Here is a 6644-nt window from a genome sequence, read left to right on the forward strand (position 1 = left end):
TGTCATCCGCAACTGTTTGAGACAGGACTCCATTAATAAGATATTGTTTCTGCGACTCATTAAATTAGCTGACAGCAAGCAACGAGTTTTGCTGTGGGTAGCGATGTAGCTGCGCAAGATAGTTGCCCTTGCGGAACGTCGTTCCTCATCCCGAAACAAAAGTAGGTCCAGCCGACGGCTTATCCTAAAATTGGATGATTACTCAAGAAGATTCCACAAAGATATTTTTTTCAATAAGTTAGAAAAAATTTAAGTTAAATCTAGGGTAAATAAAAAGGCCTATCTATTGATAAGCCTTTTTCTCAATCTTATTTTAATTACTCGTCATCAAACTTTCAATTTCTTCAACGGTTTTGACTACATTCTTAGTCAAGACCAATGGTCCATTTTCGGTCACAACGATATCATCTTCGATACGAATGCCAATACCACGCCATTTGGCATCAACCGTTTCATCATCAGGCGCAACATATAAACCTGGTTCAACCGTCACGACCATGCCTGCTTCATAAGTACGCCAATCTTCGCCAATCTTATACGCACCGACATCATGTACATCCATACCGAGCCAATGCCCTGTACCATGCATAAAGAACTGACGGAATGCTTCGCTTTCAACCAACTCGTTCACATTGCCGCTTAATAAACCAAGATCAACCAGACCTTGAGTTAAAATCTTTACAGCCACTTCATGCGGATATTTATAGTGATTTCCAATACGGGTTGCATCAATCGCTGCAAGTTGAGCATCTAAAACAATATTATAAAGTGCTTTCTGTTCAGGGCTAAATTTCCCATTCACAGGGAAAGTACGGGTGATATCGGATGCATAGAACTCATATTCACACGCTGCATCAATCAAGACCAAATCACCATCTTTTAATGACTTGTTATTTTCAACATAATGCAGAATACAAGCATTTTCACCACCACCAATAATGCTATTGTAAGCAGGCACACAACCATTTTTACCAAAGATATAATTGAGTTCTGCTTCAAGTGCATACTCCATCATATTCGGTTGAACGGTTTGCATGGCACTGGTATGTGCTTCGGCACTGATATTCGATGCGATTTGCATCAACTCAATTTCTTGTGCTGATTTTTTCAAACGCATTTCATCAACAATGCGATCAAGCTGAATCAACTCAGCAGGCGCAGCACCACCACGACGCTGTTGCCCATCTGCTTTTTGAATCCATTGACTCACGCGCGCATCAAATTCAGCATTCTGACCAATACGATAGTAAAGGCGCTGTTTATTTAATAGCTTGTCGATAATCTCTTCATCGAGTAAATCAATCGCATATGCTTCATCGGCATCATAAATTTCAACTGCACCATCAACGCCTGCACGATAGCCATTCCAAATTTCCATTTCGCGATCACGTTCACGACAAAACAAGCTATAACTATAATCTTCACCTTCTGCAAAGGTTTCAATAACAGCAACCACCTCTGGCTCTGCAAACCCAGTGAGATAATAAAAACTACTATCGGCACGATATTTATAATCAGCATCACGATTACGATACATTTCTGCTCGCGTTGCAATAATGGCAATACCATTACTGCCTATTTTTTTAGCGAGAAGATCACGGCGTTGTTTAAAATCGGCTTGAGTTAATTTCATACTATCCTACAACTAGAAAGTCCCTCTTTTACAAAGAGGGATTTAGGGAGATTTAAAACCGCCTTAACTCGGACGATGTGGGGTAAACATTTCTACAACAGTTTGTGGGTCAACTGCCACTTCTTGATTTCTACTTTTGGCGTGAAAGTTTTGTAATAAAGAACTTTCGGCGACAGTAATCTTTTTGCGACCAATCGACAAGCTTACAGGAATCAAGCGAACAAACTCATACAGTTCTTGATAACTTTCTTCACCCTCTTCATCATTATCTGAATCTTCAAACTCTACAGCTGCAACATCTTGTAAATGTTCAATTAGTTCTTGTTCATCTTTACGGATATTTCCTGAAGCTAGACCAAAACCTAATACAACACCTGCACACCAATCTGCTAGTGCTCGTACACGCTCTCCAAGCAAATGACTATCGTCTGGTAACATTGGTAAATAATCCAATTCATCATCTGATAAGGCATGAGCAACATCTTCAGCTTCATTCGTCAAACTTTCCAGTGCTTCTGCTGTTAAAGTCGGCACATTCAAAGTATTTAAAATTTGTGACCATTCATCTTGAGTCGCTGCTTGTGTCACACAAACTATACCTGTTAGCAAACCATGTAACTCACTTGGGCTTGAAATTTCTTCAATTCCATCAAAATGAGCATTCCATTCTGTCCAACCTAAAATATCGTCTTGCATTCGTTTATCCAATCTCTATACTGCTGTATATATTACCTCTGATTGCAACTCTGTGCGACCTTCGTTATGTTAGAACAATTACAGCGTCTACAAGCGCATATTGGTGTTTTAAAAACACGCTTACATCATTTCGAGCGAGAGAATACTTCGCTCACGGAAGCTAAACAATTAGCTGAAACTGATCACCATGCACAAGTTGTGCAAAAAAACGGTATCATCACGCAGAAGCAGGAAGAAGTTGATAACTTAACTGAACAATTATCTCAGCTACAAGATCAATTTAAGCAACTAAATCAAGATGCAACTACTTTAGCGGAACGTTATAGTCGTTTAGAAAAAAGTACGACTGATTTGAAAAATCGCTTTCAAGAGATTTTGGCTGAGCGAAATGATTTACGCTTGACTAAAGAAAAATTACAAGCACAACAACATCATAGTCAAAAAGAGATCCAAGACCTACAGCAAGACCGTGATCGCTTACAACAGAAAAATGAGTTAGCAAAATCTAAAGTTGAAGCTATCATTCAACGTCTTGCGGTTTTAGGTACAGCACAAGATCAGCATGCGCAAGAAATCCAGCAACTCGCACACCCAAATGCTGAAACCCAAGAGGAGATCTGAAGATGAGTGAACCTATTGTTGTTGAGCTTCGCTTAATCGAACAGACTTTCCGCCTTAATACAACTGAAGATAAACGTGAAGAATTGGAGCGAGCGGCTGAGCTACTCAATCAAAAATTTCATGACATGCGCCGAAATGCCCCACGAGTTGAGCATAATAAACTTGTAATTATGGTCGCATTACAAATGGCGCAAGAAGTCTTTGGTTTAAATAAATCTTTGCAGGAATATGCACATTGTGAGCATTTACTACAAAGTATCTTGGAAGAGATAGAACAAACTGTTGAGTAAAATTGCACAAAGCCTCATCAATTAGTAAGTATCTTTACAGATATGTGGCTTGCAAGGATTGTCATCGTGTAAAGATCAGTTATACTAAAGCTAGCTCTAGGGTGTTTGCCAGTACGTCTATTCCCCTGCCGATACTTAAATTTATGGATGTGTTCTGTGTATTTTGAGTGTATGCCTGCCTCGAGTAGGAAACCCAGTAAGTATACGTCACCTCCACCTTGAACTCATCGGGTTCAGGGTAACGACCATGCAGCGGCACCTCTGGAGTATTTATTTTCTGTAGCTCCCTCTTGCATTTCACTATGCTATTATTCTATATATTTTTATAATAATTCATCACTATCAATTAGATATTGCTGCAAAAATGCTGTGAATGAATCCGAAATTTCTATTTTTGTTGCTCCTTCCACTTGATATACCATACCATCTGAACCTATTTGGTCTAGTTGCACGGCATACCCCCAACACCACACTAGATAATCTGAAATTACAAAACAATTCGGATATAAAAACTTATCTTTATCACCATAGCTTAAAATAGTTTCAACAGATTGAAATTCAGCCAATGAAACAAATGTAAAATAGTTATCATCCATTTCCCCATCAGCAATACCATTAAACTCTAAAAAATAAGCGCTTAAAATGGGTGATAATTTAACTTGATATTTATATTCAAAAGCTAAAATCTGTTGCCATGTTGCTGGTTTATTTAGCTGAATACCTTGTTTGATTAATTTATTTTTGAGTTGGAAAATTATATTCATGATTTATCCTATAGTTATTTATTTCTATAAAATAAATCATTTCTATCAGCCCAATGATCAATTCTTTGGATATGACTTATCACTAGATTGATGGAATGCTAAATTTATCAACTGCACCATTTCGATGACGATCAACCAAAAACATAAATCAATAATTTAATTGACCTTTTATTTTCCTTAAAGGTATAGAATACAGCGATGGAATCGGCAGCTTTTTAAGCTAAAAATATTATCAACTAATTGTAAAATTATGAAAGATAAATAAAATATGAGTCAATCTATCAAATAAAATTTGATTAAGTTCACTTTTAATTTATTAAAAATATTTTGAGTAAAACGAATGACAGCTTGGCAGCGTTTGGGACTAGAACCAACAGATAATCAAAGAGAAATTAAAAAAGCTTATGCAAAGCAACTTAAACTGATTGATCAAGATCAACAACCTGATGATTTTATTGCATTACGAGCAGCATTTGAACAAGCACAATATGAAGCCGAACATATGGCGTATGAGTATGATGACTCAGATGACTACTTCTTTGAAAATGAAACTAGTGATGTTTATGTAGCTCAACATCACCAAACACTCTCTATTGAAGATCAACTTAATCATTCATTTTTAAAAATTGAACAGCATATTTCTATTTATGATATTAATTTCAACATTAGAGATGAGCTAACTCAATTTGACCTGCTCCTACAAACATGTGAAAACAGTGATCTAAAAAATAGTTATACAGATAAAATAAAAGACCTATTAAAAAAATATGATTTAGATGACTTTCTTACTATTTTCAAAGATGAAGAAACTAAAGAGAATATAACACCATCTATAATCAATCAAATATATAACGATGGAACTGATCAAGCTGAATTAACACCCGATCATGCAGAAGAAGTCTTAGCAGAGAATACTGCATCACTTATCCCAATTTATCTAAATGAGGTAACAGAAGCCTTATGGAATAAGGATATTGATGATATTACTTTTGATAAATTTAAATACCTACTGAATCAGAAATTTGACATCCCTCTGAGCCAACAAATTCAGATTAAAGATCAACTTATTGCACCACTTGCAGAAATTGATTCAAGTACTTTACAACCCGAATACTTCAGATTCCTTGAATTATGGCATGAGACTTATCCTGATGATGCCAATCAATATGATCAATCTTATTATTCAAACTTGTTGCAAGAGAAATTAACCAATTATTTATCAAAACGACAGTTATTAAAAAAACTCCCTCAAGATCAATATCTTCAATTACAAGAGTTATCAGGTGAAAAGGAATTTAAGCCTTTTAAGATGCTCAAACTAAGAAGGAAGTTTAGAAAAGCTTATTCGAAACCAACGATTGATATAGTCATCAATGAGTTTCAAATTCAGAATTCAGCACAAAATCAAAATTATATTTTTTTAAAGAGTCTAGATAACTTTAAGAAATTAGCACTAATTAGCTTGATCTTTATTATTGGAACATTCTATTTTTCAGAAAAACTATTTAATTCAACACTTTATAGAGAAACAGGATTCGTAACAACATTTTTATTTTGTCTTACTTTTATTTTCATCTTACAACCAATTTTTCAAACTAAGATTTTAGGTCGTGAGAATCATGAAGAAAAATTAATCTCTTATCGTAAAATTTGGCTTCTATCGGGGTTTATTTTCTGTGGCTTTGCACCATTACTTCCTGAAATCTTACATCAAGTGTTAACATATGGATGGTTAGTATGCTCAATTATATTATTGGGCAGCATACAACTGAATACTGAAACAGGTATAAACAAGTTATTACAGAGTGTTTTTATTACTTTCGATATATGGATGATTAATATTGGACTCACTGCAATATCTATCGTGCTCATGACCCTCTTCTATCTGATTGGTGAACCGAATTATCCATGGTTGGTTGCATATAGCTTAATCCCAGTCAGCTTACTATTACTACCAGAATCATTCAGACCTTTATTTTATATATTTGGTTATAATAAAAACCGTCCTGAGCTAACAGAGAAAAAAGTTTTTTATAAAAGTATTTTTGTTATTCTATTTAGATTAAGCTGGGTATTTGGTTTTAGTTTCTTCTTGGTTTCTGAAAACTTTAAATCTTTCATGTATGCGAGTTGTATCATATTAGCAAGTACAATAATTACAGGAATTAGTACCAAAACCATATCCTCTTTTATTAAATATACAACCTATATCGGTTTATTCTTTTTAACTCTTTATTCAATCATTGGGCCGATTATTATTGCTTACTTCTTATACTGTAGTTTAAAAGCCAAAAAAATTATTAGAGCTTAATATATAAGTCACCCATATCATAAATAATAAAAATTTGGTAGTGTCCAAAATCAACGTGTTTTAATCTAGAATAAAAATGGAAACGCCTGAGCAATAGACCTTAAATATGATCATAGAAACGATAAGCTATGTATGTACCCGTTGCCAATCAGCAAATATCTATAAGAATGGGCACAACCAAAGTGGGAATGCACAGTTCAGATGTAAAGATTGTGGTCGATCAAGTGTGCTCAAACCTAAAATCAAATACACAGAAGAGCAAAAAGAACTCATTATGAATACTTATCTTGAACGAGGTAGTTTAAGAGGCATGCAACGCTTATTTGGTG

General features: G+C 35.1%; 7 protein-coding genes and 1 other RNA gene. 5 read left to right on the forward strand and 3 right to left on the reverse strand.

Translation table 11 applies throughout. From position 1 onward, the window contains the following. Positions 1–313 precede the first annotated feature (313 nt). On the reverse strand, positions 314–1633 hold the full coding sequence (locus C502_RS0109920) for an aminopeptidase P N-terminal domain-containing protein (protein ID WP_018678670.1): 1320 nt from the start codon (positions 1631–1633) through the stop codon (positions 314–316). A 63-nt stretch (positions 1634–1696) separates the two neighbouring features. Beyond that, the gene (locus C502_RS0109925) at positions 1697–2329 is read right to left on the reverse strand and encodes a UPF0149 family protein (RefSeq protein WP_018678671.1); all 633 of its coding nucleotides are present in this window, start codon (positions 2327–2329) and stop codon (positions 1697–1699) included. Positions 2330–2395: 66 nt separating this feature from the next. Here C502_RS0109925 and C502_RS0109930 point away from each other — a divergent pair, with 66 nt between their 5' ends. From C502_RS0109930 to ssrS, 3 genes are all read left to right on the forward strand, one after another. Further along, positions 2396–2950: a hypothetical protein gene (locus tag C502_RS0109930; protein WP_018678672.1), complete on the forward strand. Its 555-nt coding sequence runs from the start codon at positions 2396–2398 to the stop codon at positions 2948–2950. Positions 2951–2952: 2 nt separating this feature from the next. Beyond that, positions 2953–3240, forward strand: a complete 288-nt coding sequence (locus C502_RS0109935) for a cell division protein ZapA (RefSeq protein ID WP_018678673.1) — start codon at positions 2953–2955, stop codon at positions 3238–3240. Positions 3241–3330: 90 nt separating this feature from the next. Continuing rightward, positions 3331–3512: non-coding RNA, 6S RNA (gene ssrS, locus C502_RS18850), on the forward strand. A gap of 51 nt (positions 3513–3563) precedes the next feature. On the opposite strand, the gene C502_RS0109940 is transcribed toward ssrS, so the two are convergent. After that, positions 3564–4004, reverse strand: coding sequence for an SMI1/KNR4 family protein (locus C502_RS0109940; RefSeq protein WP_018678674.1), 441 nt, complete (start codon positions 4002–4004; stop codon positions 3564–3566). 340 nt (positions 4005–4344) lie between these two features. Between C502_RS0109940 and C502_RS0109945 the strand changes: the two genes are divergently transcribed. Then, on the forward strand, positions 4345–6315 hold the full coding sequence (locus C502_RS0109945) for a hypothetical protein (protein ID WP_018678675.1): 1971 nt from the start codon (positions 4345–4347) through the stop codon (positions 6313–6315). A gap of 106 nt (positions 6316–6421) precedes the next feature. Next, on the forward strand, positions 6422–6644 hold a 223-nt coding region (locus C502_RS18855; protein ID WP_018678676.1), incomplete at its 3' end, for an IS1/IS1595 family N-terminal zinc-binding domain-containing protein.

This window comes from Acinetobacter tjernbergiae DSM 14971 = CIP 107465 (assembly GCF_000374425.1).
In the GTDB taxonomy this organism is placed as follows: domain Bacteria; phylum Pseudomonadota; class Gammaproteobacteria; order Pseudomonadales; family Moraxellaceae; genus Acinetobacter; species Acinetobacter tjernbergiae.